Raw genomic sequence first — 26,349 nt, forward strand, 5'->3', positions numbered from 1 at the left:
ATTCGCGGCGGCACCGGCTACTCGCTGCCGAGCCGGCGTACGACGGTCAGCGCGACAGCATCCGGCGGACCCGGCTGCCCACCGCCTGCTTGACCTGGTCGCGCAGTGGCTGCGCGCGGCGTGCCTTGAGCTTCTGCTGCAGCGTCTGGTTCTCGTCCCGCAGCCACTGCATGCGCGCCAGCAGTTCCTCGGTGGTGCTGGCGGAGGCCGGCCGGACCGCCGGCGGGTAGACGGTTCGGCGGACCTGCTCGTCGAAGCGGGTGGCGCTGTCCCCGTCGGCGAACGAGAGGCCGAGGTCGTGTTCGGCGAGGAACGCGGTGATCCGCGCGAAGCGCTCCTTGTGCCCCTCGTTCAGGGCCGTGTAGTCGGCTTCCTCGTAGAGCTGGGCGGCGTCGACGTCGGCCGGCACGTCGCGCATCAACCGGTGCGGGATGTCGAAGTAGCGGGCCAGTTCCAGGGTGCGTGAGTCGTGTGCGAGGAGATACCCGGGAGTGCCGGAGATCAGCGCCGTGATGGTGCCGTGGATCCGGGTGCCGAAGGCGAAGTCGAATCCGGCGAGATACTCCATCCAGGGCCACGGGTCCATGAACATCCGCACCTTGTCCTCGGCGAAGAGCGGATGTGAGGTGTGGATCGGCATGTCGTCGGTCTTGCCGCGCAACGTCGGTGCGTCGCCGTAGAGCAGGGTGCCGAGGGTGTACAGGCCCTGCGCGATGTAGCGCAGGTTCGGGTAGCGCTGGTGGTGGTGCCGGACGATCGGGGCCAACGCGCGGACGTATGGCGAGATGACGAACGCGAGCCGGTCCTCGGTGTCCAGGGTCGCCTTCGCCTTCTCGACCCGGAGACTGTCGCCGTGCAGGAACATCGACGGGCAGCCGATCTGCTCGACGGCGGAGAAGCCCAGCGTCCGCAGGTAGTTCTCGCTGATCTCGCCGCGTACGCCGATGCTGTGCGACCGGTCCAGCACCGCCCGGCAGAACGCCGTCACCGGCTCGTCGATCGGGCGCAGGGACTCCAGGCCGCCGTCCACGTCGGTCTGCGCCCCGACCCCGAGCACCACCACCGGGATCTTGAGCCGCTCGATCAGCCGGGTCATCGACGTCAACCGGTTCACGTAGTCGTGGCGGAACGCGTTCGCCAGCGGGATCACGAAGACGTCGTACTTCTCGTTGATCTCGTCGGCATCGCGCGGGTCCGCCCGGAACCGCGACGGGGTGATCTCCGCCGTCGAGGTGGCCAGCAGCTTGTGCGCGGCGTGGCTGAAGACCAGGTTGCCGCTGTTCTTGCCGATCCAGTCCCGCTCGTAGGTCTCCTCGGCGGTGACGACGTCGAACGGGCCCTTGCGGGCTCGCAGCAGGATCCGCTGGTGCATCCGGGGTGTCCACCCTTCGTCCCGGACGCCGCGGCGCCCGGCGAGGCCGAAGCGGCGCGTCCGGCCGGGCACGGCCCCGTTCCGTGCAGGAACAGAGATCCTACGCCCTGACACAGAGAGGTGCCGTCAGCCCCACCCTGCCCGGGCCGGGTCAGGCGGCGTGAACCGCTGTGGTGTCCGCGGCGGGCCGGCCGTAGCGGCGAGGCAGCCGGGCCTCGGCGCGGAGGTTGCGATTGGCGAGGTTCAGGTCGCCGCCGTAGTGCGCCAGAACCCGTGGGTTCATGACCCGGTACCACAGCGGCGGGACGAGGGCGAGCAACACCATCGAGGCGTAGCCTCCGGGCAGTCGCGGCGAGACGTCGAAGCTGCGCAGCGTCTGGTAGCGGCGCAGCGGGTTGGCGTGGTGGTCGCTGTGACGTTGCAGCTGGAAGAGGAACACGTTGGTGACGACGCGGTCACTGTTCCAGCTGTGCCGCGGGTCGACCTTCTCGAAGCGGCCGGTGGCGGTACGCCGGCGGCACAATCCGTAGTGCTCGAGGTAGTTGACCGCTTCCAGCAGCGAGAAGCCGACGATCGCCTGCAGGAGCAGGAAAGGCACGAGCCGCCACCCGAACACGGCGATCAGCAGGGCGAAGAGCACGACGGTCATGAGCCCGGCGTTGAGCAGGTGGTTACGCAGCGTCCACGGACTCCTGTGCCGCAGCCGGAAGCGGCCGATCTCCAGCCGCCACGCCGAGACGAGGCTGCCCCAGACCGTACGTGGCCAGAACGCGTAGAAGCTCTCCCCCAGCCTGGCGCTGGCCGGGTCCTCCGGTGTGGCCACACGGACATGGTGTCCACGGTTGTGCTCGACGTAGAAGTGGCCGTACCCGGTGGGCGCGAGCGCGATCTTCGACAACCACCGCTCGACCGTCTCGCGCTTGTGGCCGAGCTCGTGCGCGGTGTTGATGGCCAATCCGTTGACGATCCCGATGGTGGCGACCAGGCCGGCGGCGCCGGCGACACCGAGACCGCCACGCGTCCACACCCATGCGCCGAGCAGCAGGGCGGCGTACTGCACCGGCAGGAACAGGAACGTGATCCAGCGGTAGTAACGGACCTCCTGCAACCGCCGGGCGATGTCGTCGGGCGGGTTCTCTCCGTCGTCACCGAGCAGCACGTCGATGATCGGGATGAGTCCGAAGACCACCGCCGGGGTGAGCCACCAGGCAGCGGGGCCCGCGCCGACCCGCCACGACGCGTACGCCAGAAACGGCAGCACCGGCACGAGGAGAGCCAGTGGCCACAGGTGCTTCTTGCCGTCACGCCAACCGACGGCGACTGCTGGAGCATCGATCGAGGTCTGCATGTGCCGCCTCCGGGGTGTCGAGTGCTGCGTCGACTGTCACACGGATAGCCATGCTTGACAATATCTAGCATCGCGTCAATTCCGTGGACACGGAAGTGGCGTGTGTCCAGTCGCTAGACTCGGCGCACCATGGCCGCCCCTCCGCCCTATCGCCACACCGCCCGCCGGCACCTGCGTGACGCGGTCATCACGGCCGGCCGCGACCTGGCGATCGACAGCGGCTGGGACGCGGTACGAATGGCCGACGTGGCGGCCCGCGTGGGCGTGAGCAGGCAGACGCTCTACAACGAGTTCACCAACAAGGCCGGACTGGGCGAAGCCATCGCCCACCGCGAGATCGACCGGTTCATGGACGGCGTGCGGGAGGCGTTGTCCGCCCACGGCAGCGACGTGCGAGCCGCGATCCATGCCGCGGTCACGTTCGTGCTGACGCAGGCCGGCACCGACCCGCTGGTCAAAGCCGTCCTCAACAGCGCCCGAGGCACCGACGCCCTGCTCCCCTACCTGACCACCCGCGCCGACCTGGCCCTGGCCGCCGCCGTCACGGTGCTGAGGGAGTGGGCGGGCACGCACCTGCCCCGGGTGCCGCCCGATGACGTCACCGTCGGCGCCGAATCCCTCGCGCGACTGGTCGTCAGCCACATCGTGCTGCCGACCGCGCCGGTCGACAACACCGCCGGCACCCTCGCCGACCTGGCGCACCGCTTCCTGGACCCGCCGCGCGCGTGAACGAGCCCATCAGCTGGGATACGGGCGTCGGCCGGGTGCGTACAGCGGCGGACGACCGGACGTGCCCGAGGGCCTCCCCGGCCGAGTCCGGCCGCCACGGCGGGGCGGGGCGGCCGGCGGTCGCCACCCCGCCCCGACGCGACTCGCCCCCTTCAGGTCACCGGGCCCGCCGGTCGATCGGCGCCGAAGTACTCGGGCCGGCTCACCCAGGCCTCACTGACGAACATGACGCCGGGCCGGTGGGCCAGGATGTCGCGCAGGCCGACGACGACCGGCTCGGCCCGCTCGAGCGGCAGCACGGCGATCACCATGACGAGTCCGGCCCGGTCGTTGAAGAGCAGCCGGCCCTCGTGGGTGCCGTGGTGGCCGAAGCCGGAGACCCCGCTGAGGCTGGTCCAACCGCTCACGCCGGAGGCGTGCAGCAGCGTCCGGACGGCGTCGACGTCGTCGGCGCGGGTCACGACCTCCACCTTGACCATGCGCGTCAGTCCGAGCTCGTTCATACGCTGTACTCCTTCTCTGGGTCGGGGGCCGGGAGCGGCGCGGTGCGCCGGGATCCGCCCGGGTCAGTCCATTCGCCGGTACGGGGGTCGATGACGGTCAGGGACATCCAGCCGCCGTCGATCAGCTGGCGCAGGGCCGGGTTGCGGCCGAGCACGGTGTCGACGAGGTGGTGCGGGGCGTGGACCACGGCTGCCAGCCGCAGCGGGTCGTGCGCCGGCCGTGTCCCGTCGTCGACGGACTGCAGCGGCAGCCCGACACGCAGGTCGCCACCGGATCCGGAGAGGACGCCGAGCGCGTCGCCGAGGACGGTGTGCACGGTCTTGGTGCCGGCCCCGAGGCGGTGCGGATCCACAGTGGAGAAGTAGTACTGGAGGTTGATCCAGGACGCCACGACGAGCGGGCCCGTCATGATCGTCTCCAGCGCGACCGCGTCCGGATCCGCGGTCCAGTCGTAGGAGTGCAGGAACGTGCGGCAGCCGAGATCGCGCCCGGCGGTCAGTTCGCGCGGCGCGGCGATGAACGCGGCATTGCCGGCCAGCGCCCACTCCGGCCGCACCTGGGCCCAGTCCGAGGCGCGGCCGGGCAGGTGGCGGGAGCCCGGCCGGCCGGGCAGCCGGGTGGCCCGTTCCGCGCGCAGACCCGCTCCCGCCTCGGCGAGCCGGCGCGTCAGGTCGTCGACGTGCGGGCGCAGCCGGACGGGGACGGTGTCGACATCGAACAGGCGCACCTCGTCGGTGACGGTGTCGTGCTCGCCGGCCAGGACGTGGGTGTCGGCGGGCAGTTGGATCCCCCGGTCGACCAGCGCCTCGCGGATCTCGGGCCGGTTGAGCAGCGCGGCGACCAGCCGGGCGCTGACCCCACCCCGGTTGCCGCCGCAGGCGCCGCAGTCGAGCGCGGCGGCGTAGGGGTTGTTGGTGCTGGTGGCCCCGTGCCCGCAGAGCAGCACCAGCGGGGCGAAGCCGGTCGTCAGCCCGACGGTGCGCAGCGTCGCCTCCGCGTAGTAGACCTGCTCGTCGAGGGTCAGGGCGGCGGCGAGGTCGGCCACCGTCGGCGCGGTGTCGTCGGCGGGTGGCGCGAACCGGCCCGGCGCCACGGCGCGCACCGCCAGGGCGGCGGTGGCGAGCACGCCGGCGACCTCCACGAAGGCGAACGCGCCGACCGGGTCGGTCTTGGCCGAGGCGAACGCCCGGCGCCACGCCTGCCGGGCCCGCCGGCGGCGTACCCGCGTGGCGTCGGCGGTCTCCCCGACGGTGGCCACCGGTCGCATGAGCACCGGGCAGCGGTCCCGGCCCCGTGCGGCATCGGCCGCCACGGTGCGCACGGGTAGGCCGAAGAAGCCGGCGAAGCCGTAGGTGTCCACCGGCCCGGCCGCCTCCAGGTGCCGGCGCAGGCCCTCGCTGCGCACGTCGATGCAGAACACCGCCTGGGCGAGCGGGGTGACGCGGGCGGCGCGGCGTGGGCGCGGCCGCGCGGCGTGGTCCAGCCGATTCCGCAGCCGACGCCGGTATGCGTGCTCCGCGGCGGCGAGCCACACCTCGGCCTGCCGCGCCGGGGACAGCTCGGCCACCACGTCGCGCACCACCGCCACCGTCGCCTCGGGCAGCAGCGCCAGGGCCGGCGCGTCGACGCCGAGCGCCGCGACCAGCCGGGCGAGAGCCGCCGGCTCGTCCGTCCCCGGCGCGCCGGCGGCCGGTACGGCCCCCGCCGTCCCGTCGGTGGGCGTCGACACGGCGGTCGGCGTCGCGGCGGTGGGGGTCGTCGCGGCGGTCACCGCTTGGAGCGTCGGCGGGACGCCGAGGTGGCGGTGGGTGGCGGTGCCGGCCAGCGCCAGCTCGTAGCTGAGCCGGACCGCGAGCAGGTCCAGCGGGGTGAGGTCCGGTCGCTCACCGGGACGCGTCTGGGACCAGCGGGCGTAGCCGGCCCAGCCCGGCAACCGGAGCAGGGACCGGGTGAGATACGCCGGCCAGGCCGCCGGCGCCACGCCGAGGGCGCGCAACAGCAGGGCGACTGCCCGCTCGGGCTCGGCGGGCAGCGCGGCGACGAGTGCCCGCAGGCCGCTGACGCCCGCGCGGTCGACGCCGGCCACCCGCCGCCAGCGCGCCCAGCAGCTCTCGTCGGCCGGGCCGGGAACCGGCCAGCGGGCGGCCGGACGGCCGCAGTGCGCCGCGCACCAGCCGGCCACCAGTTCGTCGACGTCGGCGCCGATCCGGGTACCCAGGGCCCGGTCGAGCAACTCGGCCAGGGTGAGCGGGTCCGGGTCGGCCTCGACGGCGGGCCGGGTCACCGCGAGCCGGCGCCGCGCCACGGCGAGCAGGTCGGGTGGCGGGGGCGGCCCGTCGTGCACCGGGTGGACCAGTGCAGCGACCTGGAGGTCCGCGGCCGTGATCGACCGTCCGCCGAGCGTGACCGGCGCCGAGGCCGCCGGGGGGAGCACCGCGGTCAGGTCGGCCGGCTCGATCTCGCCGTCACGCAGCCGCCGCCGGTACTCGTCGACCGGCAGGTGGGTCCGCGCGCCGCCGAGCGCCCGCAGCTCGGCAGTGGCCCGCGCGAACGGCACCCGCTCCCGGCCGGCGAGCGGGTTGACCGCCACGAACGTGTCCAGCGGCCAGACCGCGGCGACGTGGTCACCGGCAGCGGCCAGCGCGGCGACGACCCGGGCGGCGTCCGACCGGTCGGACGCGTCGCGGCGGCGTACGGCGGTCACGGCCCAGGCGGCCGGCTCCCCCGCCGCCACGCCGGCGGACCGGCGCCACCACGCGCCGGCGCCGTCACGCCAGGCCCACCACCACAGCGCGGCGCCGTGCCGGCGCACCAGGAACGCGCCGGCGACGGCCACCAGGGTCAGCGTGACCGCCGCGACGCCCACCCCGGCGTCCGTCACCGAGGCCGGCAGCCCCAGCCACCGGGCGACGGCCCGACCGGCGACCAGGTAGCCGCCGGCCAGCGCGCCCGCCGCGAGGGTGATCGCGACGGCGGTCCGCGCCGGCACCTCGCGGTCCGCGAGCGCCGACCGCACCGCGGTCAGCGCGGCCGCACCGGCCAGGACGGCGCTGAGCAGGCCGCTCGGGTTGGCGCCGAGCGACAGCTCGGTGAGCGCCACGGCGGCGAGCACCGCCGCGCCGGCCAGCGCCACGGTCCGGGTCCGGGGCGGGCCGACCGGGCGGGGCGCGGCCGCGGTCCGCGCCTGGGCCTGGAGCGCGCCGCCGGCGGACAGGAACGCGTACGCCTTGTAGACCGCGTGCCCGACCAGGTGCACGGCGGCCAGGCCGAACGCGCCGAGCCCGCACTGGGCGAGCATGAAGCCCATCTGCGCGACGGTGGACCGGGCGAGGGTGCCCTTGACGTCGGTGCGCACCGCGGCGAACACCGTCCCGGACACCGCGGTCACGAGGCCGGTCAGCACCATCGCCGGCATCACGCCGGGTGCGGCGACCACCACCGGCGCCAGTGTGATCATCAGGAAGCCGGCGACGTTGACCATGCCCGCGTGCAGGAAGGCGGAGACCGGGGTCGGGGCGTCCAGGGTGTACGGCAGCCAGCGGTGCGCCGGCACCTGGGCCGATCGCACCGCGCCGGCCACCAGCAGCAGCCCGCCGGCGGCGGCCAGGAGCCAGCCGGGCCGGTCGCCGGCGGCTTCCCGGACCGCGTCCAGGTCGGCGTCGCCCACCGGCGCGACCAGCAGCGCCAGGCCGGCGACCAGGGCCACGTCGCCGACGAGGAACACCGCCCGGGTACGGCGCACCGCCGCCCGTACCCGGGGCTGCTCCCGGTAGTGGCCGATGAGCCCGATGAGCAGGTGCCCGGCCGCGATCCAGCCGACGGCCAGTTGCACGAGGCTGGGCGCGGTGGTCATCACCAGGGTCGCCGTGGTGGCCGCCGCGATCCGGGCCTGCAGGGCGCGGGCGCCCGGCTCGCCGTCGAGATAGCGGCGCGCGTAGCCGGCGACGACGGCGGCCAGCCCGCAGACGAGGAGCGCGAACAGCGCGGTGAACCGATCGAGCCGGATCCCCACGGAGAACGCCGGCCCGGGTGGGTCGAGCCGGAGCAGGAGCGCCGGGACCACCGGGTCGTACGCGACCCGGGCCAGCAGCGCGGCGGCCGCGGCGGCGGTGAGAGCGAGCAGCGCCCCCACCACCCGGGCGGCTCGACGGGGATCGGGTACCGCCAGCGCGCACAGCGCCGCCGATGCGGGCCCGGCCAGGACTCCCAGAACCAGTGCGACGGACATCGTCACCTCCTCAGACATGCGCACTGTATTACACGATTCGTAATTCGTGTATCGTGAGACGCACGACAGTGGCTCGGCACGAGGAGGAGCGATGGACGCGACCGGATCCCCGTCGCAGGTATGGCAGACCAGCCCGAGCTTCGCCCTCGCCCGGCTACGCGCCGGGCACCACCGGTTCCGGGCCGGCGGCCTTCCCGTCCCGTCGGCCGGCGCGGCACCGGTGGCCGCAGTCCTGTCGTGCGCCGACCCGCAGCCCGAGGCCGTGACCGTGTTCGGCGGCGTCGACGTCTACGCGGTCCGCACCGCCGGCCTGCAGGTCGGCCCGGCCGTGCTGGGCAGTCTGGAGTACGCGGTCGCGCGCCTCGGCGCACCCCTGCTGGTCGTGCTGGGCCACGCCTCCTGCTCCCTGGCGGGCGGCAGCGGGCCGGACCGGGTACGCGCCACGCTCACCGCCCTGCGCCGCCGGTCCCCCCTGCTCGACCAGGCCGTCCGCTCCGGCCGCTGCGGCATCCACGGCATGATCTGGCACGACGCGGACCGCCTCCTCAACGAGGTGCGGCCCGTGCTGCCACCGCCGGCCCGGCGGGCCTGCCGCCTGCGGCCACCGAACAACGCGTCGATGCGGTCGCACTGAGTGGGCGACGCCTCATCAGGGGTTGCACACCGGGCACGCACCGGGGTCCGCGGCGCCGCCCACGGGCCGGCGCGAGCGGTACGCGCACCTGCCGCATCCCGACACGTCCACCCCCACAGCGCTCAGCCCGGCCCTGGTCAATGCCACCGACATCCGGCCCGGACCGCACCCCAGGTCGAGTGTGGGACCGGCACAGCGGGCCACCACCGTCGCCTCCGCGGCTGTGGCCTGCCGATGCCACCGCTCCACCGGCAGGCGGCGGCTGGGCCCGTCCGCAGGCACAAGCCAGTGCACGTCTCCGGCGGGGTCGCGTAGCGCGGAGGCGAATCCGTCCCCGTTCACGCGCGTACCACCATGTCGCGACGCACGGCCTCGACCTGGCGGGCGAAGCGGCTGTCCGGGACCGCCGCCGCCACGGCGTGCGCGTCGGACCAGTCGTCCACGTCCCGCAGCACGGGCAGCGGCACGGGGCGTAACCCGCGCCCGGTCAGCGCGGACCATGTGGATCGGCCCGTGACCGGCGTCGACATCGGCACCGCGCGTAGCATCACGGCCTGCCGGGGGTCGCGTAGCCCGAGCGCCCACCAGCCGCCGTCGTGGGCGATGCCGAGCGCCGCGTCGGCATCTTCGAGCCGGCGCACGGCGGCGGCCAGCGACGCCGGGGTCAGTTGCGGGGTGTCCATCCCGATCTGCAGCACCCAGCGGCCGGGGAACGTCTCGGCGACGTCGAGGTGGGCGTGCGCGAGCCGGTCGGCGAGGTCCGTGCCGCGCTGCGGCAGGACCGGCCAACCGGCGAGGGCGGCGGTCAGCTCCACGCCGTCCACGGCTTCCGCGAGATGTCCGGCCAACGCCAGAACCGGCGTCACCCCCGGTGTCCCCCGGACGGTGTCCACTGTGTCGAGCAGCGCGGCAGCGGCCAGCCGGGCGGCCTGGACGGGGGTCACCGGCGGGCACAGCCGGGTCTTCACCAGGCCGGGCACGGGCGCCTTGGCCATCACCAGTACGACGGTCACCGGGACTTCCGGACGGTACGCAGGACGGCGGCGAAGTCTCGGGTGGCCCGCAGGGTGCCCCGTACCGAGCCGGAGACCTTGGAACGGGTGCCGGCAGCGCGCGGTGCGTAGGTGACGTCCACCTCGTGGATGCGCCAGCCCGCCGCGGCGGCTCGGATCAACAGCTCCAGCGGATAGCCGAAGGCCCGGTCGGTGACCCCGAGGGCGAGCAGCGCCTCCCGGCGGGCCACCCGGATCGGGCTGAGGTCGCGCAGCGGCATGCCCCGGTGCCGCAGCAGCGCGGCGACCAGCGCCGTGCCCGCTCGGGCGTGCCAGGGCCACGCCCCGGCACCGACCGGCCGGCGACGGCCGACGGCCAGATCAGCGACCCCGTCGGCGACGAGGGCGACCAGAGCGGGTAACTCCCGGGGAGCGAAGGAGCCGTCGGCGTCCAGCACGCAGACCAGTTCCGTGTCGGCGGCCTCGATCCCGGTGTGCACGGCCGCTCCGTACCCCCGCCGTGGTTCGTGCACCACCCGCGCCCCGTGCCGGGCGGCCACCTCGGGTGAGCCGTCGCGCGACCCGTTGTCGACGACGATCGCCCGGTACCCGGGCGGCAGCGCGGTCAGCACGGCGGGCAGGGCAGCGGCCTCGTCCAGGCACGGCAGCACCACGTCGATCTGTGTCGGCATACCGCCGACGCTAGGGCCGTCCGACGGCGGTGCGCGCTCGATTCAACCTTACGGAACACTTACCGTGCCGACACTTCTTACCGTCCGGTGACGTACCGGCGAAGCGGCTGACAGCGGAGGAACCGAGCCGTACCGTCCGGTCGACATGAGACCCGGTGCCACCGTTTCCCGCTCGTCCGTCCACCACCGCATCCCGGATCGACACCGGGGGGACCTGCTGGTGCTGGGCGTCGAGGCGACGCTGCTGGTCACCGCCGTGGCGGTGGGCGCGATGCTCAACCGCGCCGGGGTGGGCCTGCACGCCGACGCCGCGCCGCTCTACGCCACCTGGAGACCGCACCTGGGCTGGGGCACACCGGCCGCGTTGGCGATCGCCGTCGCGGTGGTCGGCCCCGGAACGCAGTGGGCCCGCACCGCCCGGTGGGGCCCTCTGCTGTCCGTCGGCTACCTGGCGGCGGTCGGCTGGACGCTCGCCCTGGCGCTGGTGGACGGCTGGTCGGAAGGGTTGACGACACGGCTCACCCCGCAGGCGGAGTATCTGCACGAGGTACCCCGGGTCACCGACGTCGGGCGGATGCTGGCCGGTTTCGCGGACCGCATCCTGGACTTCCAGCCGGACTCGTGGTCCACCCACACGGCCGGCCATCCACCAGGTGCCCTGCTGGTGTTCGTCGCACTCGACCGGGTCGGCCTGGGCGGTGGCACGGCCGCGGCGACGGCCTGCGTCCTGGTCGGGGCGAGCGTCGTGGTGTCCGTGCCGATCGCCCTGCGGGCACTGGGCGCCGGAGGGGCCGCCCGCGCGTCGTTGCCGTTCCTGGTGCTGCTGCCCGGAGCGGTCTGGGTGGGTGCCTCCGCCGACGGTCTCTTCACCGGGGTGGTGGCCGCCGGCCTCGCGCTGCTGGCCGTGCGGGGAACCGCGACCGCGTTGGCGGGCGGCCTGCTGCTCGGCTTCGCGCTGTACCTGTCCTACGGCTTCGTCCTCGTCGCGCCTCTGGCTCTCGTCGTGCTCGCGCTGCGTCCAGGCGGCCGGGTTGCGGCGCTGCTCGCCGGTGCGACCGGGGTGGCCACTGTGGCGACGGTGTTCACCGTCGCGGGTTTCCACTGGTGGCAGGGGTACGACCGGGTGGTCGAGCGCTACTACCAGGGTTGGGCGGCCGACCGTCCGTACGCCTACTGGGTCTGGGCGAACCTGGCGGCGCTGCTGCTGTCTGCCGGGCCGGTCGTCGGACCGGCACTGCGCCGCACTCTGCACGCGGCCCGCCGGGCCTGGCGAGGGTGGGACGGTTCCCCGGCACCGGCCGCGTCGCCACCGGGGACCGGCGGACCAGGACCGGACCGTGACCCGCTGACCCGCGTCGCGGTGCGGAACCGGCGGCTCGGCGCGCTCGCGCGACGGGCCGGGACACTGGGGCCCACCGTTCTGCTACCGGCCGCCGCGGTGCTGGCGGTGCTGGCGGCCGACCTGTCGGGCATGAGCAAGGCTGAGGTCGAGCGGATCTGGCTACCGTTCACGGTCTGGCTGCTCGTCGCCGTGGCGCACCTACCCGCCGCGACGCACCGCTGGTGGCTGGCCGGGCAGGCGCTCACCGCCCTCGCCGTCAATCATCTCGTGTTCACCGTCTCGTGAGCCGGCCCCGGCGCCGACGGCTGGTGGGGCGGGCCGTTCAGACCGACACGGCGGCGCGTTCCCGCAGCGGATCCGTGGCGAAGGCGGCCACCCCGTCGGCGAAGCTGACCCGTGCGGTGTATCCGAGCAGGTCGCGTGCGCGGCGGGGATCGGCGACCACGTGCCGCCCGTCGGCCGGCCGGGCACCGCCGACGACCACCGGCGCCGGACCGTCCATCGCCGCCGCCAGGGCGGTGGCGAGATCGCCGACTGTGTGCGGGTGGCCGGAGCAGACGTTCACCGGTACCAGGCCGTCCGGAGCCGGAGCGGTCAGTGCCAGCACGTTGGCGCGCGCCACGTCGGAGACGTGCACGAAGTCGCGCTGCTGCAAGCCGTCCTCGTAGAGGCGCGGCGGCCGGCCGTGGGCCAGCGCCGACCGGAAGATCGACGCGACTCCGGCGTACGGCGTGTCGCGGGGCATCCGGGGGCCGTACACGTTGTGGTAGCGCAGTGCCCAGACCCCCGCCCCGGTCTGCCTGCTCCACGCGGCGGCCAGGTTCTCCTGGGCCAGTTTGCTGGCCGCGTAGGTGCTGCGCGGTTCGAGCGGGGCGTCCTCCGGCACGAGCGCGCTGGCGAGTGCGCCGGCGCAGACCGGGCAGGTGGGGTCGTACCGGCCGACGGCGACATCGGCGGCGCGGCGTGGGGCCGGCCGGACGACGCCGTGACGGGCGCACGTGTATCGCCCTTCGCCGTAGACGACCATGGAACTCGCCAGCACCAGGCGAGACACGCCGGCCCGGTGCATCGCTGCCAGCAGCACCGCCGTGCCGTAGTCGTTGTGGCTGACGTAGTCGGGCGCATCCGAGGGGTCCAGCCCGTGCCCGACCATCGCCGCCTGGTGACACACGGCGTCGACGCCCGCCAGCAGATCGTCGAGCAGGTGCGCATCGCGGATGTCGCCGACGACCGGTTCATGGCGGCGGAACCACTCGGGCGGCTCGCTCCCGTGCGCCTGGGGCAACAGCGCGTCCAGGCACACCACCTGATGGCCTTGCGCGACGAGCAGGTCCGCGACCTGCGATCCGATGAACCCGGCGGCGCCGGTGACGAGTACCCGCATTGCGTCACGCTAGGTCAGCGGAGAAGCCGCCGGGGCTCGTTCGGCTCCGACGTCAGCACTTCGTAAGGGGACGGCCGGTAAGCCTTCGGTAATGCGGCAAAGCCCGCCCGAGGGCGCCGTTGCCGGTTAGCGTCCTGCACGAAGCCCGTCGCGTCCGGTCCGACGGCCTCGCCGACTGGAGGAACCGTGCCAGCCGACCCGCCGTCCGACGAACCACCTGCCGCCTACCCGGCGCGGCTCTGGCGTACGTTGGACCGGCATCGCCCGCCCGGAGCCGACGCCGCCGCCGACGCGTGGCGCAGTCCGGTGCGTGGTCCCTGGCTGACGTCCGTGTTCGGCGTCGTCCTGCTCGCCACGCTTCCGTTGGTGATCATCACCGGTCTCCTGGACTGGATCGCGTACGGCCCCCGGCTCGGCCAGGCATTTCCCAGCGACGTGGGCTGGCTGCACCCTCCCGTCTTCGACTGGCCGACCCGTCCCGCCTGGCTGTTCCGGCTCACCCAGGGACTGCACGTGACGCTCGGCATCGTGCTGGTACCGGTGGTCGTGGCGAAACTCTGGTCAGTGGTACCCAAGCTGTTCGACTGGCCGCCGGCCCGGTCCGTGGCGCAGGTGCTCGAACGGCTCTCCCTGCTGCTCCTGGTGGGCGGAATCCTCTTCGAGACGGCCACCGGCCTGCTCAACATCCAGTACGCCTACCTGTTCGGATTCGACTTCTACACCGCGCACTGGTACGGCGCCTGGATCTTCACCGCCGCCCTCGTCGCGCACGTGCTGATCAAGCTTCCTCGTACGATCTCCGCGCTGCGCGGCCCGCGCTTCATGCGTACGCCGGCGGAGGAGACCGTGCCGGAGCCGCCGGATCCGGACGGGCTGGTGGCCCGCCGGCCCGGCCCGGCGACGATGAGCCGGCGTGGCGTCCTCGCCCTGACCGGGGGCGGCGCGTTGCTGCTGGCTGCGCTGGCCGTCGGGCAGGGCCTGGACGGGGTGCTGCGCCGGACCGCGCTGCTGCTACCGCGGGGCCGGCAGCACGACGACGGACCCAACGGGTTCCCGGTCAACCGGACCGCCGCCGCGGCCGGTGTCCGACCCGACGACACCGGTGCTCAGTGGCGGCTGACGGTGCGCGCCGGCAGCCGCACGGTGGAGGTGGACCGCGACGGCCTGCTCGCGATGACGCAGCACACCGCGGACCTGCCGATCGCCTGCGTGGAGGGCTGGTCGACGACGCAGACCTGGACGGGGGTGCGGCTACGGGACCTCGCGGCGCTGGTCGGCGCACCCGGCAGCGCCGTGGCGCGGGTCGAGTCGCTGGAACGGGGCGGCCTGTTCCGTCAGGCCCGGCTACAGGTCAACCAGGTCCGCCACCCCGACTCGCTGCTCGCCCTGAGAGTCAACGGCGTGGACCTCTCGGCCGACCACGGCTACCCCGCCCGCATCATCGTGCCGGCACTGCCGGGCGTGCACTGCACGAAGTGGGTCCGCGACATCACCTTCGAGGACCAGCCCGATGACTGAGTTCCGGCGTGGCTACGGCGCCGCACCCTGGCACCTGCTGCTCCTGCTGGGCTGCTTCGCGGTGACCGGCTGGATAGCTCTGCGGCTGGCCGGAGAACCGGCCGCCGGCCGGATGCTGCTCTGGTTCGTCGGCGCGGTCATCGCCCACGACCTGCTCCTGTTCCCCTTCTACGCGCTGGTCGACCGGGCGCTGCGCGCCGCGGTGGGCGGCCCCGGGCGCCGATCGGCGCTGAATCACGTGCGGGTGCCCGCGCTCGCCTCCGGACTGCTCCTGCTCGTCTATCTTCCCGGCATCCTCGGGCTCGGCGGCGACACGTACACGGCGGCGACCGGCCTGACCCCGCAGCCTCTGCTGGCCCGCTGGCTGCTGGCCAGCGCAGCGATCTTCGCGGTCAGCGCGGCGCTCTACGCGCTGCGGCACCGTCGTGGCACGCTGCGTCCGCAGCGACGCCGGACTCCAGGACGAGCAGCCCGTCGACCACCGGCGGAGACGTGAGAACCAGGTGATCCTGCCCTCGCCGCCTGCGGCGCCGCGCCGCGGGTGTCGGCCGCTCGGCGTGGTCAGAGGCCGGCGGCGGCGTCGTACCGGCGCCGCAGGTCGGCCATCTCCGACGGGGGCAGCGCCTCCCTGAGTGCCAGGGCCTCGTACTTGTCGGGGAACATCTCCCGTAGCCGGTCGACGAACCTGACGTCGGCGGTCGCCTCGACCACCTTGATGCCGGGAGGCTGGGTGGTCATGTCCATGATCACCGGGCCGACGAGTTTCACCGCCCCGTCCCAGTGGCGCTTCTGTTCGGCGACGCCGCAGAGGTGGAAGCCGTAGACCGTCCGGACGTCGGCCAGGGTGGCGGCCCCGGTGGGCTCGTGGCCGTAGACATGGACTCCGCAGACGACCGCCGGCGCGGCCTGCTCTCCGGCCGGCACCTGCGGGGCGGTGTGCCCGGCGTGCTGGTGATGTGCCGGGTCCGCCTGCTCGAGGGTCGTACGCATCCGGGCCAGGATCTGCCGGCGGAGATCTGCCGGGTCCGTCCGCGGGGTGGTCGCGGTGACCACGGCGGCCACACCGATCGACGCGGCCAGCAGGCACACCTCGATCCACACGACGCGGCTCCGGTACCAGCCGCCGACGCCTACCCGGGAAATCATGATCGTCTTCACCTCATCGCGGTTCCTGATGGTGGCGGAGGGCGCCGGCGGTGGGGTGGCGCGTGCCGCGCCACCCCACCGCAGATGCTGTTACCGAGCGGTGCAGGTGAGGGTGGGTGTGGAGTTGGTGCCGTTCCAGGAGGCGTTGAAGCCGAAGCTGGTGGTGGCGTTGGCGCTCAGGGAACCGTTGTAGCCGACGTTCGACGCGGTGACCGACGAACCGCTCGAGGTGACCGTCGCGTTCCAGGCGTTGGTGATGCTCTGGCCGTTGGGCCAGGTCCATGCCACCGTCCATCCGGAGATGGCGGCGTTGCCGGCCCGGACGGTGACCTCGGCGCCGAATCCACCGGACCACTCGCTGGTCTTGCGGTAGGTGGCGGTGCAGGCACCGTTTCCGGCCGGCGGCGGCGTGGTGGGCGGCGGGGTGGTCGGCGGCGGAGTGGTCGGCGGCGGGGTCGTCGGCGGCGGGTTGCCGCCGCCGCCGAAGATCACGTCACTGCAGAGGTAGTACGGCTGGTCGAGGTGGGACGCCTGCCAGATGGTGTAGACGACGTGCCGCCCGGTGCGGTTGCCCGCGTTCACCTGCGCCTCGTAGAGCCCGGTGGTCGGGTAGCTGCCGGTGCGGAGCACCAGTTCGAGGCTGTTCCAGGTGAGGGGCTGGGTGGTCGGGTCGAACCCCTGCTTCGTGATGTAGATCAACATGTAGTCGGCGCCGTGCTTGGCGCCGTCGGTCAGCGTGAGGGTGAAGTTGTTCGGCATCGGCTTCGCGGTCCACGCGCCGACCGCGTCGAGCGAGGCGTACAGGCCACCCTGGGTGCGACCGCCGCTGCACAGCTGTCCGTCCGGCACGGCGGCCTGGTGGTTGCCGCCGACGTTCTCGCGGTACAGGCCGTTCCAGTTCCACATCGTGTTCGGGTTGGCCTGCCACGCCTGCCAGCACATCGGGTCGGTCTGGGCCATAGTGGGGTTGAGGTGGTCGGAACCCCAGCGCTCCCAGCATCCGTAGTTGCGTGTCGGCGGGTTGGTGACCGATCCGTGCGCCGAGGCCGGACCGGCCTGGTTGACGACGACCATCGTGAACGAGGCGAGGAGAACTGCGACCGCGCCCAGTCCCAGACGGCGTGCTGTCCGAGAGATTCTCATGATGCTCCAGTGGATGCGCCGGCGCCCAGTGGCCCTCGCTGGGTGCCCACCCCGGAGAAGGTGACGCCGATCGATTCAAGCCGTCCCAGGGGTGGACGGCACTGCTGCCCAGCAGCGCATGGCGACTCCCGGCAACGATGTTAGTAAAGACGACCGTCAATGTAAATCGATACCGGCGTATCGGGTCAGACCGCGAGGGCCGCGCGTACCTCACGCTCCGCCGAGACTCCCCCGTCGCCGTGCGAGGTGACCCGGCCGGATTCGAGGACGCGCGAAACGGCGCAGGAAGCCCATGTCGTGCTCGATCACCACCACCGTGCGGTCCCGGCTGACCGTCTCCAGCCGGGCACCAGTGGCGTCGCGCTCCTCGTGGCTCATCCCGGCGACCGGCTCGTCGAGCAGCAGCAGCCGCGCGTCCTGCACCAGCAGCATGCCGATCTCCAGCCACTGCTTCTGGCCGTGCGCGAGCGTGCCGGCGAGCTGGTCGGCCCGGCCGGTCAGCCCGATGGTCTCCAGCGCGGCGGCCACCTCGTCGGGGATCCCCCACCGGCGCCGGGCCAGGGTGGCCCAGCTCCGGCGGGCGCCCGCGGCGATGTCGAGGTTATGCACGACCGACAGCTCCTCGAAGATCGTCGTCGTCTGGAACGTCCGGCCGACGCCGAGCCGGCTGATCCGGTGCACCGGGCGGCCCAGCAGCTCCTGGTCGCCTAAGCGCACCGAGCCGGTGGCCCGCACCAAGTCAGACGACGGTCACGACGGCTTTCCCGAGGGCGCGGCCCTCTCCGACGTGAGCCAACGCCTCCGGCACCTCATCGAGGGTGAAGGAGCGGTCGATGTGGATGGTGAGGTCACCAGTGGCGCAGAGGTCGGCCACCGGTTCGAAATGCGTCGGCCCTTCCTTGACGGCGAGCACACCCAGGCGGCGGTGGGTGAGCCGGCCGGCCGCGGCACCGATCGTCAGTACGCGGAGCAGCGCCGGGACCGAGCCCCCGACGCACCGGTAACGGCCGCCGGGGGCCAGCGCCCTGCGGTAGTCGAACACCGACCGGTGCGCGACCAGGTCGAGGATGAGGTCGTACGGGCCGCTGCGGGTGAAGTCCTGGCTGCGGTAGTCGATCACCTCGTCCGCGCCGACCGACCGCATGAAGTCGAGCTTGCCGGCGTTGTCGACGCCGGTCACCTCGGCGCCGAACTGCTTGGCGATCTGAATGGCGAATGAGCCCGATCCTCCGCCGGCACCGTTGACCAGGATCCGTTTCCCGGCTGCCGCGCCTCGGATCCCTTGCCATGCGATGGCTCCCGCCTGCGGAATCGCTGAGGCCTGGGCGTAGGTCAGGGCGGCGGGCTTGTGGGCCAGAACCGACTCGGGAGTGATCGCGTACTCGGCGAAGCCGCCCTTGAGCATGAGGTTGTCCCCGTACACCTCGTCACCGGGCCGGAACCGGGTGACGGCCGGGCCTACCGCATCGACCCGGCCTGCGATGTCCGAGCCGAGCGTCCGGCGTGCCGGTGAGCGCAGCCCACCGATGCGCGAATACAGCGGCGAGCCGCGCAGGGTCTCCCAATCGCTCAGGTTGACCGAGGTCGCTGCGATCTTGACGAGCACCTGCCGGCCCGCAGGAGACGGCTTGGAGACGTCCTCGATCCGTAACACATCCGGCGACCCGTACCGGTCGTAAACGACGGCTCTCATCCACGCACCCCCAGCCCTTCACCAAGGCGCTCCTGCCGCAGTACGGCCAAGGCCGGCAGGCAACGGCTTCTTGGTAGCACACCGAGACAGGCCCGATCTGCTGCCATGAGTCTCCGGTCGCGCACATGGCATCCACCTGGCATCGACTTGGTCGTCGCTCCCTGCCCCGCCTGAGCCGGCAGGGGAGGTGGAAGGCGGCGCAGGGTCGCGCCTGGTGCGCCTCGTGGTCTGGCGTCAGGTTCTGACTGACGCCCCGCTATGTTCTTCGACGCGATGCGCCGAGGTGATGCCGGCGGTGGCTAGCCAGGCTGACGGCCACGACGCAGAGGCCGGCGATGACTGCCGCGGCGAGGATGTCGCCCGGGTAGTGCACGCCGACCCAGACGCGGGCGACCCCGACGGCGATCACCTCGACTGCCGACAGCGCGACGAGGACCAGCAGTTGGGTCGCCCCAGCCGACGGGTGTGCCGCCGCCGGGCAGCACGCCCACGAAGGCACCGGGGAGGGTGACCAGCCCCACCGTGCGGGTCTGGTCCAGCGCGGGCACCAGCGACTGCCCCGCACTGGGCCGGCAGATCTCCAGCGCCGCGTCCCGCGAGGCGCGAGAATCGTCACGTCATCGGGGCGACTCCGTGGTGCTGAGCGACGTCGGTGCCGTCCCGCTCTGGGTCGTGCTGCGGCTCGCGGTCGCTGCTGCCGGAACCGCGGTAACCGACCCCGGGGACCGGGCCGGCCTGGAGCATCACACCTGGGCCTGGGTGAGGTCGCGGCTGGCGGTGGCTCGAACGGCCCGGGGCCAGGTCCATGCGGCGCGCAGGATGAAGGCCAGGAGCAGCAGCTCGAGTGTGATGGAGAAGCCGTAGAAGTAGAGGTAGGCCCAGGACTCGCCGTCCGCGTTGTACACCGTGACGGGGATGTAGAGCGTTGCCACGACGAGGTTGGTGGCGCGGTTGACGCGGGCCGGAAGTGTCGTGGAGAGCACGATCATGAGGATCGGGATGGCCATGAGCGTGAGCGCGAGGGCCACGAAGGTTGGGCCGGTGTCGAACTCGTGAACGGCGCCGCCCAGGATGTCGTTGATGAAGCCGGGCTTGTACAGGGCGAGGTAGTCGACGTAGATGTAGAGGAACATGAAGCCGGCCCAAGCTGCGGCGAGCTTCGCCTGGACCGGGATGTGCGCTTCCCGGAGCCCACCGGCTGGTGTGTCGGTTCTGGTCATCACGTCTCCTGTTTGCTGGCGTCAGCCGGGTCGGCTCACTCGACGTCTCCACCATGGCCAGCGTCGGCGGGCGCCACATCCGCTTGCGGGCTCGGGCTGTCCTGGCCCCAGGCGCGGGACACTCGCCGTACTTTCGGCTGATCCGCCCGAGGGGCGACCCCCTTACGTTCTCCGGAAAGGGGGAAGGATGCTTGCTGGGATCTGGGCTGAGCCTCGCCCCACACGTCAGCCGGTGCGGGTGTGGCGGGACTGGGCGCTGTCCTCGGCTCTTGTCGTGATCTCGGTCGTCGAGATGCTGCTGCGCGACGACCGGGCATGGGCGCCGCTGCTGGTCGGTGTCAGCGTCGTGGTCGCGGCGTGCCTGCTGTATCGACGCACGCGACCGCTGGCCGCGGTAACCGTTGCCTTCGGAACCGTTCTCGCCTTCGACATCGCGAGGATCGCGGTCGTCGACGCCACCGGCCTGCTGGGCATCGCAGGGCTGCTCGTACTGCCCTACGCCCTGCTGCGCTGGGGAGCGGGTCGCGAGGCTGCCCTCGGGCTCGGCATCATCCTCGTCTGGCTACCCGTCACCCTCGTCGCGGCGCCGACCTCACCCGCGGAGAAGGTCGCCGGTTACGGCTTCTTCCTGTGCTCGGCCGCGCTCGGAGCGGCAGTGCGCTACCGCACCAGAAGCCACGACCGCGACGTCGAGCAGGTCCGGCTCCACCAGCGCAACGAACTCGCCCGCGAGTTGCACGACACGGTCGGCCATCACGTCTCGGCCATCGCCGTCCAGGCACAGGCAGGTCGCGCGCTGGCCGCCGCAGATCCGGAGCGCGCGCTGGCCACCCTGGTCACCATCGAGGAAGAGGCGTCCCGGACGCTCAGGGAGATGCGAGCCCTCGTGGGGGTGCTGCGCGACGGTACGGACGCCGATCTCGCCCCTCGGCGAGGGGTGGTGGACATCGAACGACTCGCTCGCGCCGGCGGTGAGGTGCTGGGCGTCCGCGTGCAGGTCTCCGGTGACGCCGAGGCCGTTGAGCCGGCAGTCGGCACCGCCCTCTACCTGATCGCCGCCGAGGCGGTCACCAACGCGACCCGCCACGCCTGCGGCGCCACCGGAGTCACCGTCGACGTCACCGCATCCCACGGCCAGGTGCACCTGCGGGTGCACGATGACGGCGCGGCGACCACGACCGGTTCCCCGCACGCCGGCTACGGGCTGCGCGGCATGGCCGAGCGGGCGAGCCTGCTCGGCGGCACCTTTCGGGCCGGACCTGCCCCGGGCGGCGGCTGGAGCGTCGACGCCTCGCTGCCTCGGGCCGCGCTGACGTCATGACCATTCGCGTGCTGGTCGCTGACGACCAGGACATCGTCAGAGCAGGGCTCTGCATGATCCTGAACGCCCAACCGGGCATCGCCGTCGTCGGCGACGCCGCCGACGGCCGCCGGGCGATCTCCATGGCCCGTTCGCTGCGTCCCGATGTGTGCCTGCTGGACATCCGCATGCCCGAGGTCGACGGGATCGAAGCCACCCGTCGGCTCGCCGGGGCCGACGTCGCCGATCCTCTGGCCGTCGTCGTCATCACCACCTTCGACCTCGACGAGTACGTCTACGGCGCGCTCAAGGCAGGCGCCCGAGGCTTCCTCCTCAAGGACGCGGGCGCCGAGATGCTCACCCAGGCCGTCCATGCCGCCGCCCGCGGCGACGCCCTGATCGCACCGAACATAACCGCGAGGCTCCTGTCCTCCTTCGTGGACAGCCGCTCGCGCTCGGCGCCACCTGAACCTGTCGAGCCGCTGACCGCGCGCGAGGAACAGGTCCTGCTGGCTGCCGCTCGCGGGCGGACCAACAGCGAGATCGGCGATGAGCTTTCCATCAGCCTCAGCACCGTCAAGACCCACATCGCCGCCCTGATGCGCAAGCTCAACGCCCGCAACCGCGTCGAGATCGTGATGTGGGCCTACGAGACACGTCGCGTCGGCACCTGATCGGCACCCGCAGGCTCGAGTTGCGGAGACCGACGCTGACCACTTCGGTCTTCTCGCGGAGGTCTCCGGTCGGATCAGCCGTCAGCGCTGCGCCGTCATGCAAGCGCTGGCGATCGGACGGGGCCGTCGTTCACTGCCCGAGCGGGCGGTAGCGGAGGCGTACGACGCCGTTTCGGAACCGGCGCTCATCGAGGAGTTCGAGGTCGATGCGCATGCCGGTCGGCAGGCCCGGCTTACCCCCGCCGACGACCACGGGCCAAACGAACAGCTGGCACTCGTCGACCAGCCCGGCCTCAAGAGCCTGCGCCGCGAGGTGGGCACCTCCAACGGTGAGATCGCTGCCGGCCGTGGCCTTCAGTTCGTGTACTTCGGCGGGGTCGAAGCGGCGTTCGAGTCGGGTGTCGGCGGTCGACACCGCGGCGAGGGTCGTGGAGTACACGACCTTTCTCGCCGCCTGCCAGACGCCTGCGAAGTCGGCCATGAGGTCGGACTGCGCGGCCAGAGCGGCGTCGGTCTCCCAGACGGCCATCGCCTCGTACAGTCGCCGCCCGTAGAGGAACGTGCCCACGGACCGCAGCAGATCGGTGTAGACGACGAATACCTCGTCGTCCATCGGCAACCAGGCGAACGCGCCGCGTTCGTCCTCCATGTAGCCGTCAAGCGACACGTTGTTCACATAGATCAGCCTTGCCATGCCTCTACCTCTCGATGATCAACCGCAACAGCCCGGACACTCAAGGTCGCGGCGGCAATGGGCAGACGAGATCGAACATGCGGCAGACCTTGACGCACGGGCGCATCACCCATCACCTCCTGTGACCGCGACAGCACCCTCGCAGGCTGCCCCTCACCCTGACTACGAACACCCCTGCCCGAATCCGACACCTCGGGTCGACACCAACCCGGACGAGTTCAGCCGCGCTCTCATGGCCGCGACCCGGGCGCCGGTCCACCTCCATCGATCACTCACCGGGGCGGTGGACCGGGCCGCGATCTTCGCCCGGGCCCTGGCGCCGGACGAGGTCGCGGACTGGCAGTCCCGGGCGTTCGGCTGACGCCTGCGCCGTGAACGCGGGGTGGGTGCCGAGAGGCGCCCACCCCGTGCCGGCGCAGGCGGGCCCGGTGACCTCTACGCTCGGCGGGCCGGGTCGCAGCACGGCCGCGACGCCACCTGCCGGCGGCGGACGAGAGAGGGTTACCGAAGCGTGAAGAGGCTGGTCGAAGCGGCCCAGGCCGGTGACCGGGCGGCGCTCGCCGAGTTGACGACGAGGTCGCTGCCGTCGGTCTACCACCTGGTCCGTGGCGCCCTGGGCGACCACGCCGAGGTGGACGACGTCGCGCAGGAATGCATGATCCGCATGATCCGGGGCCTGCCGGAGCTGCGTGATCCCGACCGCTTCCGCTCCTGGCTGGCCACCATCGCCTACCGGCAGGTCAGCGACCACCTGCGGCGGCAGCCACCGGTCGAGCCGCTCGCCGAGCCGGACGCGCTTCCGCACACCGGCGGTGACGTGGCCGACCGCACCGTGGTCGCGGTCGCGCTCAGCGGGCAGCGCCGGGAGCTGGTCGAGGCGGCCCGCTGGCTGACGCCCGACGACCAGCGGCTGCTGGCGCTCTGGTGGCAGGAGGCGCTCGGCGACCTGAGCCGCGCGGATCTGGCCGAGGCGCTCGGGATCGGTGAGCCGCACCTGGCGGTGCGGCTGCAACGCATGCGCGACCAGTTGGCGACCAGCCGGACGATCGAGGCCGCGCTGCGCCGGCGCGCGGCCTGCCCGGAGCTGGCGGCGCTGGCGCGGACCTGGCACGGCGAGCGCTCGTCGGTGTGGCGCAAGAGGTTCGGCCGGCACGTCCGGAACTGCGTCCGGTGCGGCGCCCACCGGGCCGGGCTGGTCCCGCCGGAGCGGCTGCTCCATGGCCTGGCCGTGGCGCCGGTGCCGGCAGCCCTGGTCGCGGCGGTCCGGGCCGCGGCCGAGGCCGGACCGGCGGCGCCCGCGCCCGGACCGGCGTACACACTCACCTCGCACAAGCTGGCCGTCGCCGGGGCCGCGGCGACGGCGCTGGCGCTGGGGGCGATCTCGTACGCGGTGTACGTGACGCCCGACCGCAGCCCGGTCCCCGCCGTGGCCGCTCCGGTCGCCTCGCCACCGGCCGCCGCCCCGCCGTCCCGGTCCCCGGGCGGCCCGTCCTCGACCCCGACGGCCGGCTCGGCCACACCCCGGCCCGCGTCGGTGATCGGCGTGACCGTCGCGGACATCTTCGTCGCGCCGGACGGGGACGACGACGCCGACGGCAGCCGGCAGCGGCCGTTCGCGACGCTGAACCGGGCGGTCGCGGTGGTCCGGCCCGGCCAGACCATCGCCCTGCGCGGCGGCGTGCACCGGCTCACCCGGCCGGTGGAGATCGACACCGACGGCACCCGCGCGCGGCGGATCGTGCTGAGCGGCTACCGCGGTGAGCGCGCGGTCCTGGACGCCGCCGGGGTAGCGCCGGACAAGTACGCGGTGACCCAGCGCACCGCCTTCTGGACCGTCCAGGACCTGGAGGTACGCGGGTCCCGCAGCCACGCGTGGACGTGCAGCTCCTGCCGGTTCACCACGTTCCGGCGGTTGTCCGTGCACGACAACTACCGCTCGGGCCTGACGCTGCGGGATCCGGGGACGACCGGCAACCAGGTGCTCGACAGCGACTTCTACCGCAACTACGAGCCGGGTGCCGGTGGTGGCGCCGGCATCGGTCTGGGCGTCAAGTTCGGCGACGGCGGCGGCAACGTGGTCCGGGGCAACCGGGCCTTCCACAACGCCGACGACGGCTTCGACTTCGGCGCCTTCCGGAGCCCGGTCACCATCGAGGACAACTGGTCCTACGGCAACGGCCAGAACCGGTGGAACGCCACCGGCTGGAACAGCAACGGCTTTGGCTTCTCCCTGGGCGGCGGCGAGACCACGCCGTCGGCGGCGCACCGGGTACGGAACAACGCCGCCTGGGGCAACCGCGGCGACGGGTTCGGCGCGGAGGGGAACACCGGCGAGATGTCGTTGGCCGGCAACACCGCTTACCACAACGGTGGCGACGGGTTCGACCTCAGTGGTGGCCGGGGCACGGCGCGCGCCAATCTCTCGGTGGGCAATGGGGGACGACCGGCGGTGCTCGGCCCGGACGTCTCCGCCGACGGCAATTCCTGGGATCGCGGCGAGTGGCGCGACTCGTCCTTGCGATCGGTCGATCCGGCGGTGGCGGAAGGGCGACGGGCGGCCGACGGCACCCTTCCCCGAACCCCGTACCTGGGCACCGAGGACGGTGTCGGCGCCGATCTGGCGGGCTGACCGCGCACCCGAAGCCTTTCGGATGCGGTACGCGGTATCGTCTGGTTCCATTGTCGACCACCTCGGGTAGTCGCGTCATGCCGCGAAAAGGCGTGCGACGCATTCGGGTAAAGCAGATAACACGAATCTGCGAGATTTTTCGGCAGGTGCCGTACGGGCAGCTCAGGACACCCCCGGAGCAGGCTTCTATCCGTTGACGCGCACGACTCCGTGGCTTAACCGAACTGACATATGGTGCCGGTTGTCGAACTGTGCTTAGCTGTTCAGGCACGCGCCGGAGCCGGCAGCGTCGCCCCTCCGCAAGGAAGGGCTCAGGACAGGACTGAAACCTGACCGCCATTCGCACGGGCAGCGAATGGCATCGCTCGGAGTCAATGTCCTTCCGTCACGCACACCATTGCCCCGCACTCGCGGGAATGACGTCCCGACCGGGTCTCACCGGGCGGCGCCCGCTGCCGCCCGGTGACGGCCTCATCTCAGTTCGCGTCCATTGAAGAGGAAAAGAATGTCCAGAAGAAGATTCTCCGGGCGACGACTCGTCATCGCCTCGTCGGCCATCGCCGCGGCGCTGGCGGTACCCGCGGCGATCGTCGCCCTGGTGGGCCCGGCCGGCGCGGCCGTGACGCCGACCAACGGCGGAACGTACACCCTGGCCAACGGCTCCAGCGGCAAGTGCGTCGACGTGACCGGCGCCGGCACCGACAACGGCGTCCGGCTGATCCAGGTGCAGTGCGGCAGCACCACCCCGTCGCAGCAGTTCCGGGCGGTGTCGCAGAACGGCGCGTACGGCCTGACCAACGTCAACAGCGGCAAGTGCGTCGACGTGCCCAACTACTCCAGCACCACCGGCGAACAACTCTGGCAGTGGACCTGCGGCGCCAGCACCAACCAGACCTGGACCCTCAGCCCCTCCAGCGTCGCCGACAAGTTCCTCATCCGCAGCAACTTCAACAACCTCTGCGTCTCCAACAAGGACGGCTCCACCGCCGGCAACAACCCCATCGTCCAGGAACCCTGCTCCGACGTCGCCCGCATGCAGTGGCGCTTCAACGCGATCGGCAGCACCCCCACCAACCCGCCCACCACCACCCCGCCGCCGCCGGGTGG

General features: G+C 72.7%; 24 protein-coding genes. 10 read left to right on the forward strand and 14 right to left on the reverse strand.

Annotated features, from left to right (window positions below):
• Positions 1–46: 46 nt before the first annotated feature.
• Both NMK34_RS19400 and NMK34_RS19405 read right to left on the reverse strand, forming a co-directional pair.
• Positions 47–1,372 carry a polysaccharide pyruvyl transferase family protein gene (locus NMK34_RS19400; protein WP_318334645.1) on the reverse strand — a complete coding sequence of 442 codons (1,326 nt, stop codon included), beginning with the start codon at positions 1,370–1,372 and terminating at the stop codon, positions 47–49.
• A 151-nt stretch (positions 1,373–1,523) separates the two neighbouring features.
• A complete protein-coding gene (locus NMK34_RS19405) occupies positions 1,524–2,720 on the reverse strand; it encodes an alkane 1-monooxygenase (protein WP_318334646.1) in 1,197 nt (398 codons plus the stop codon).
• 129 nt (positions 2,721–2,849) lie between these two features.
• On the opposite strand from NMK34_RS19405, the gene NMK34_RS19410 reads away from it, so the two are divergent.
• On the forward strand, positions 2,850–3,449 hold the full coding sequence (locus NMK34_RS19410) for a TetR family transcriptional regulator (RefSeq protein WP_318334647.1): 600 nt from the start codon (positions 2,850–2,852) through the stop codon (positions 3,447–3,449).
• Between the two features lie 152 nt (positions 3,450–3,601).
• On the opposite strand, the gene NMK34_RS19415 is transcribed toward NMK34_RS19410, so the two are convergent.
• Together NMK34_RS19415 and NMK34_RS19420 are read right to left on the reverse strand one after the other, a co-directional pair.
• Complete coding sequence (locus tag NMK34_RS19415) at positions 3,602–3,952, reverse strand: DUF190 domain-containing protein (RefSeq protein ID WP_030268168.1); 351 nt, start codon at positions 3,950–3,952, stop codon at positions 3,602–3,604.
• Positions 3,949–8,181, reverse strand: coding sequence for a putative inorganic carbon transporter subunit DabA (locus tag NMK34_RS19420; RefSeq protein ID WP_318334648.1), 4,233 nt, complete (start codon positions 8,179–8,181; stop codon positions 3,949–3,951). Before NMK34_RS19420 ends, NMK34_RS19415 begins: the two co-directional genes overlap by 4 nt.
• A 91-nt stretch (positions 8,182–8,272) precedes the next feature.
• On the opposite strand from NMK34_RS19420, the gene NMK34_RS19425 reads away from it, so the two are divergent.
• Positions 8,273–8,815, forward strand: a complete 543-nt coding sequence (locus NMK34_RS19425) for a carbonic anhydrase (RefSeq protein ID WP_318334649.1) — start codon at positions 8,273–8,275, stop codon at positions 8,813–8,815.
• Positions 8,816–9,153: 338 nt separating this feature from the next.
• On the opposite strand, the gene NMK34_RS19430 is transcribed toward NMK34_RS19425, so the two are convergent.
• Together NMK34_RS19430 and NMK34_RS19435 are read right to left on the reverse strand one after the other, a co-directional pair.
• On the reverse strand, positions 9,154–9,828 hold the full coding sequence (locus NMK34_RS19430; protein WP_318334650.1) for a DUF2064 domain-containing protein: 675 nt from the start codon (positions 9,826–9,828) through the stop codon (positions 9,154–9,156).
• Entirely contained in the window at positions 9,825–10,499 is a 675-nt protein-coding gene (locus NMK34_RS19435; protein WP_318334651.1) for a glycosyltransferase family 2 protein, read from the reverse strand. Before NMK34_RS19435 ends, NMK34_RS19430 begins: the two co-directional genes overlap by 4 nt.
• Positions 10,500–10,644: 145 nt before the next feature.
• On the opposite strand from NMK34_RS19435, the gene NMK34_RS19440 reads away from it, so the two are divergent.
• Positions 10,645–12,126, forward strand: a complete 1,482-nt coding sequence (locus NMK34_RS19440) for a hypothetical protein (protein ID WP_318334652.1) — start codon at positions 10,645–10,647, stop codon at positions 12,124–12,126.
• A 37-nt stretch (positions 12,127–12,163) separates the two neighbouring features.
• Here the strand turns inward: NMK34_RS19440 and NMK34_RS19445 are convergent, their stop codons facing one another.
• On the reverse strand, positions 12,164–13,225 hold the full coding sequence (locus tag NMK34_RS19445) for an NAD-dependent epimerase/dehydratase family protein (RefSeq protein WP_318334653.1): 1,062 nt from the start codon (positions 13,223–13,225) through the stop codon (positions 12,164–12,166).
• Positions 13,226–13,411: 186 nt separating this feature from the next.
• Between NMK34_RS19445 and NMK34_RS19450 the strand changes: the two genes are divergently transcribed.
• A complete protein-coding gene (locus NMK34_RS19450) occupies positions 13,412–14,743 on the forward strand; it encodes a molybdopterin-dependent oxidoreductase (RefSeq protein WP_318334654.1) in 1,332 nt (443 codons plus the stop codon).
• Positions 14,736–15,239, forward strand: a complete 504-nt coding sequence (locus NMK34_RS19455; protein ID WP_318334655.1) for a hypothetical protein — start codon at positions 14,736–14,738, stop codon at positions 15,237–15,239. Before NMK34_RS19450 ends, NMK34_RS19455 begins: the two co-directional genes overlap by 8 nt.
• Before the next feature lie 65 nt (positions 15,240–15,304).
• Here NMK34_RS19455 and NMK34_RS19460 read toward each other — a convergent pair whose 3' ends face one another.
• The 6 genes from NMK34_RS19460 to NMK34_RS19485 all read right to left on the reverse strand — a co-directional run bounded on the left by NMK34_RS19460 (position 15,305) and on the right by NMK34_RS19485 (position 19,945).
• Entirely contained in the window at positions 15,305–15,889 is a 585-nt protein-coding gene (locus tag NMK34_RS19460) for a hypothetical protein (RefSeq protein ID WP_318334656.1), read from the reverse strand.
• A gap of 90 nt (positions 15,890–15,979) precedes the next feature.
• Positions 15,980–17,032 (reverse strand): lytic polysaccharide monooxygenase, encoded by a 1,053-nt coding sequence (locus tag NMK34_RS19465; RefSeq protein ID WP_318334657.1) that lies wholly within the window; start codon positions 17,030–17,032, stop codon positions 15,980–15,982.
• A gap of 210 nt (positions 17,033–17,242) precedes the next feature.
• Positions 17,243–17,767, reverse strand: a complete 525-nt coding sequence (locus NMK34_RS19470; RefSeq protein ID WP_318336376.1) for an ATP-binding cassette domain-containing protein — start codon at positions 17,765–17,767, stop codon at positions 17,243–17,245.
• A gap of 4 nt (positions 17,768–17,771) precedes the next feature.
• A complete protein-coding gene (locus NMK34_RS19475; RefSeq protein ID WP_318334658.1) occupies positions 17,772–18,638 on the reverse strand; it encodes an NAD(P)-dependent alcohol dehydrogenase in 867 nt (288 codons plus the stop codon).
• Between the two features lie 343 nt (positions 18,639–18,981).
• Complete coding sequence (locus NMK34_RS19480) at positions 18,982–19,224, reverse strand: phosphatase PAP2 family protein (protein ID WP_318334659.1); 243 nt, start codon at positions 19,222–19,224, stop codon at positions 18,982–18,984.
• 244 nt (positions 19,225–19,468) lie between these two features.
• Positions 19,469–19,945, reverse strand: coding sequence for a DUF6326 family protein (locus NMK34_RS19485; RefSeq protein ID WP_318334660.1), 477 nt, complete (start codon positions 19,943–19,945; stop codon positions 19,469–19,471).
• Between the two features lie 274 nt (positions 19,946–20,219).
• On the opposite strand from NMK34_RS19485, the gene NMK34_RS19490 reads away from it, so the two are divergent.
• Together NMK34_RS19490 and NMK34_RS19495 are read left to right on the forward strand one after the other, a co-directional pair.
• The gene (locus NMK34_RS19490) at positions 20,220–21,266 is read left to right on the forward strand and encodes a sensor histidine kinase (RefSeq protein ID WP_318334661.1); all 1,047 of its coding nucleotides are present in this window, start codon (positions 20,220–20,222) and stop codon (positions 21,264–21,266) included.
• Positions 21,263–21,919, forward strand: coding sequence for a response regulator transcription factor (locus tag NMK34_RS19495; protein ID WP_318334662.1), 657 nt, complete (start codon positions 21,263–21,265; stop codon positions 21,917–21,919). The genes NMK34_RS19490 and NMK34_RS19495 overlap by 4 nt, the downstream gene beginning before the upstream one ends.
• Before the next feature lie 130 nt (positions 21,920–22,049).
• Here the strand turns inward: NMK34_RS19495 and NMK34_RS19500 are convergent, their stop codons facing one another.
• The gene (locus NMK34_RS19500; RefSeq protein WP_318334663.1) at positions 22,050–22,613 is read right to left on the reverse strand and encodes a dihydrofolate reductase family protein; all 564 of its coding nucleotides are present in this window, start codon (positions 22,611–22,613) and stop codon (positions 22,050–22,052) included.
• 232 nt (positions 22,614–22,845) lie between these two features.
• On the opposite strand from NMK34_RS19500, the gene NMK34_RS19505 reads away from it, so the two are divergent.
• From NMK34_RS19505 to NMK34_RS19515, 3 genes are all read left to right on the forward strand, one after another.
• Positions 22,846–22,974: a hypothetical protein gene (locus NMK34_RS19505; protein WP_318334664.1), complete on the forward strand. Its 129-nt coding sequence runs from the start codon at positions 22,846–22,848 to the stop codon at positions 22,972–22,974.
• Between the two features lie 150 nt (positions 22,975–23,124).
• Complete coding sequence (locus NMK34_RS19510) at positions 23,125–25,242, forward strand: sigma-70 family RNA polymerase sigma factor (protein WP_318334665.1); 2,118 nt, start codon at positions 23,125–23,127, stop codon at positions 25,240–25,242.
• 505 nt (positions 25,243–25,747) lie between these two features.
• The coding region (locus tag NMK34_RS19515) for an RICIN domain-containing protein (protein WP_318334666.1) at positions 25,748–26,349 on the forward strand (602 nt) is incomplete at its 3' end.

The organism is Micromonospora sp. BRA006-A, assembly GCF_033433935.1.
GTDB classification, from domain to species: Bacteria; Actinomycetota; Actinomycetes; order Mycobacteriales; family Micromonosporaceae; genus Micromonospora; species Micromonospora aurantiaca.